The organism is Candidatus Desulfolinea nitratireducens, assembly GCF_982879505.1.
This window is the reverse complement of the sequence record NZ_CEYOSI010000285.1, coordinates 1-3,685: the sequence shown is the minus strand read 5'-3', so window position 1 is coordinate 3,685 and position 3,685 is coordinate 1. Positions and strand designations below refer to the sequence as shown.

General features: G+C 48.0%; 3 protein-coding genes. All 3 read left to right on the top strand.

The genetic code is table 11. The features are described 5' to 3' along the window. Positions 1 to 799: ABC transporter permease (locus AC3DOM_RS16590; RefSeq protein ID WP_487920148.1), on the top strand; the 799-nt coding region annotated here is incomplete at its 5' end. Between the two features lie 125 nt (positions 800 to 924). Continuing rightward, positions 925 to 2,007 (top strand): BMP family protein, encoded by a 1,083-nt coding sequence (locus AC3DOM_RS16585; RefSeq protein ID WP_487920147.1) that lies wholly within the window; start codon positions 925 to 927, stop codon positions 2,005 to 2,007. Between the two features lie 164 nt (positions 2,008 to 2,171). After that, a partial coding sequence (locus AC3DOM_RS16580; RefSeq protein WP_487920146.1) for an ABC transporter ATP-binding protein occupies positions 2,172 to 3,685 on the top strand: 1,514 nt, incomplete at its 3' end.

The window sequence follows — 3,685 nt, the reverse complement described above, 5'->3', positions numbered from 1 at the left end:
AGATGGACAAATGTTGCTGGGAGCCTTCGCTGGCTTTTATGTGGCTTTTACAACGGGCAGTTTAGAACTGGGGCTTTTGGCAGCTATTCTTGTTGGCGCTGTGATGGGCCTGGCGATGGCTTTTGTGACAGTCAATTTGCAGGCTGAGCAGGGAATTAGCGGCATCGGTTTCTACCTCTTTGGCTTGGGAATGAGCGAATTGCTCTTCAAAATGCTGCTTGGCACAGTAGAAACAGTCAAAGGTTTTCCATCTTTACATATTCCGCTCCTGGGCGATATTCCTGTTTTGGGCGAAATTTTCTTTCAGCATAATGTGATGGTCTATGGTGCCTTTTTACTTGTTCCTGTGGCGTGGTTTGTACTCAATAAAACCACACTGGGATTAAAAATCCACTCGGTGGGGGAAAACCCCGAAGCAGCAGATTCACTCGGAGTTAGCGTGGCTCGCATCCGCTATTTCACCATTATTTTAGGCGGAATCCTTTCTGGGGTCGCGGGCGCATCGCTCTCCATCGCCCTTCTCAATGTTTTTCAGCAAAATATGACCAGCGGTCTGGGCTTCATCGCCGTTGCCCTTGTATATTTTGGTGCCTGGCGTCCATGGGGTGTTTTGGCGGGCGCGCTGCTCTTTAGCATGGTTAATTCCTTGCAATTGTGGATGCAGGTTTTGAATATCCCCATCCCTACAGAGATTGCGATCATGCTTCCTTATATTCTGACGATAGTGGTTTTGGTCATTACGGTTTCACGGGTGAGATCACCATCCGCGTTGACAAAGCCCTTTGATCGTGGTGAGTAAGACCCACCCTGTTTTTTCTTTTAAAAATATGTAATGTTTCAAGAAGGAGGTGGTTGCCTGAAGATTGTACCCAGTTATTCGGATATTACGGTTTCGGCCGTATCAAATTTACTTAGGAGATGAAGATGAAAAGAAATTTAATACTTGTTTTGGTTTTAGCGCTGGCCCTGGTTTTGAGTGCCTGTGGTGGCGCACCTGCTGAAGAACCTGCTGCTCCAGTTGCTGAAGAACCCGCTGCTCCTGCAGAAGAACCCGCCGCTCCTGCAGAAGAACCAGCTGCTGAAGAAATGATGGAAGCATTTAAAGTTGCGATCATTATGCCCAGCTCCATTACCGATTTGGCATTCAGCCAGAGCATGTTTGATGCTTTGCTTGCTGTACAGGCTGAAATGGGTGGCGAGGAAGCGATGGAAATCGTTTACTCTGAAGGCATGTTTGTTGTCGATGATGCCGCCGCCGCGATCCGTGACTATGCTTCCGAAGGCTACAATCTTGTTATTGCCCATGGTTCGCAGTACGGATCATCCTTGCAGGAAATTGCTCCTGATTTTCCAGAGACCTCCTTTGCCTGGGGAACCACCCTTAACACCTTCTCTGACGATGGTATCACCAACGTCTTCGCTTATGAAGCCAACTCTCAAGAGGGTGGCTACGTAAACGGTGTCATCGCTGCCAGCCTCTCTGAAGCAGGCGTGATCGGCGTTGTTGGGCCCATTGAAGCTGGTGACGCATCCCTTTATGTTAAAGGTTTTGTTGCTGGCGCAGAAGCGACCAATCCTGATGTTGTTGTTAACGTCAACTGGATCGGTTCCTTCTCCGATGTTGCCCTGGCTTCTGAAGCAGCCAGCACCCATGTTGCCGCTGGCGCAGATGTCTTGACCGGTACTGCTCAGATGGTTGTCGGTGCAATTGGTGTTGCCGAAGAGAATGGCGCACTTTGGTTCGGCACGCAATCCAGCCAGACCTCACTTGCCCCTGATATCGTTGTGGCCAATCAGGTTTATGACTGGAGTGTAGTCCTTGATGAAATCCTTGCTTTGATCCATGAAGGCACCTATGGCGGTGAAGCTTATACCATTACACTGGCCAATGGTGGTTTGGTGATGGATTACAACAGTGGTTACACCCTCCCCGATGACGTCAAAGCCCTAGCCGATGCGGCTGTAGCTGGCATCATTGATGGCTCTATCGTAATTCCAGTAGAGTAAATATCTAAAATATTTCAACCTGCCCTCTGGTTAGTAAGAGGGCAGGTTGAAATTCTTATTGAAAGATCAAGCCGCCAGAAATCCTTCTGGCCGCCTGATTTCTTTATAAGAAATTAGTGAAAATGACTACTACTAAAGGCATAATTGCTAAACAGGATAAATCTATGACCGAGAATAAACTTCCTTCAGGACATACTCGAATCGATACATTGGAACTGCGTGGAATCACAAAGCGTTTTCCTGGCGTCCTTGCCAACGATAATGTAAATTTTGAAGTCCGCTCCGGAGAAGTACATGCTCTTCTGGGCGAAAACGGTGCCGGTAAAAGCACCCTGATGAAAATTCTTTATGGTTTATATGATCCCAGCGATGGTGAGGTTTTTCTAAACGGCAAAAAAATCACTATTGAATCACCAACGGATGCCATTAATCACGGCATTGGAATGATCCATCAGCATTTTATGCTCGTAGAGACACTCACGGTGGCCGAAAATGTCGCATTGGGCTTGCCCTCCTCGCGTGGATTTCTGACCGATCTCGATAAGGTTTCCCAACGGATTTTGGAGTTGGCAGAGATCTACGGACTGAAAATTGACCCAGATGCCTATATCTGGCAACTCTCGGTGGGGCAACAGCAACGCGTTGAAATTATCAAAGCGCTCTATCGTGGCGCTGCTCTGCTCATTCTCGACGAGCCGACAGCCGTCCTCACCCCACAGGAAGTGGATGAGTTTTTCATCATCATGCGCCAGATGGTTGCGGATGGACATGCCTTGATTTTTATATCGCATAAGCTTCATGAGATCATGGATATTTGTGATCGTGTTACCGTCTTGCGCGATGGTGCGAAGGTCGGCACAAAGAATGTATCCGATATCACCAAATCAGAATTGGCAAATTGGATGGTCGGACGTGAAGTCATTATGACTCGCGATCTTGATGAGATCAATCGGGGTCCCTCGCGTCTGACACTCGAAAATCTCGCTTGTGATAGTGACAGGGGTACCCCCGCCCTGCGTGACGTTTCGCTAAAAATTCACTCAGGAGAAATTTTGGGTTTGGCGGGAATCTCAGGGAACGGTCAACGTGAACTGGCGGAAGCAATCACCGGGCTACGCGAGGTTACAAAAGGAAAAGTGATTCTCGAAGATGAAGATATCACTCACTTCGCCCCCGGAAAAATAACGGAACGAATGCTTTCTTATATCCCCGAAGAACGGATGAGAGATGGGATGATTAAGAATTTCACGATAGCCGAAAATATGGTCTTGCGCGAGCATCATATCAGCCCGTTTGCTGAAAAAGGCTTCCTCATGTTGAAAACTATTGCCAGGCATAGCGATGATCTTATTGATAAGTTCGGGGTAAAAACACCCTCACGAGAGACCAAGGCAGGCAGTCTTTCCGGCGGAAATATCCAAAAAGTGGTATTGGCACGTGAAATATCCCGCAAGCCCCGTGTTATTGTTGCGGCCCAACCAACGCGGGGTCTTGATGTAGGCGCGACGGAATATGTCCACGCTCAACTGCTTGAACAACGACGTGATGGCACAGCAATACTAATGATCTCTGAAGACCTTGATGAGATCATGGCGATCTCTGATCGGATTGCCGTTATTTGTGAAGGCGAAATTATGGGCATTGTTCCACGGTATGAAGCGACCCCTGAGAAACTTGG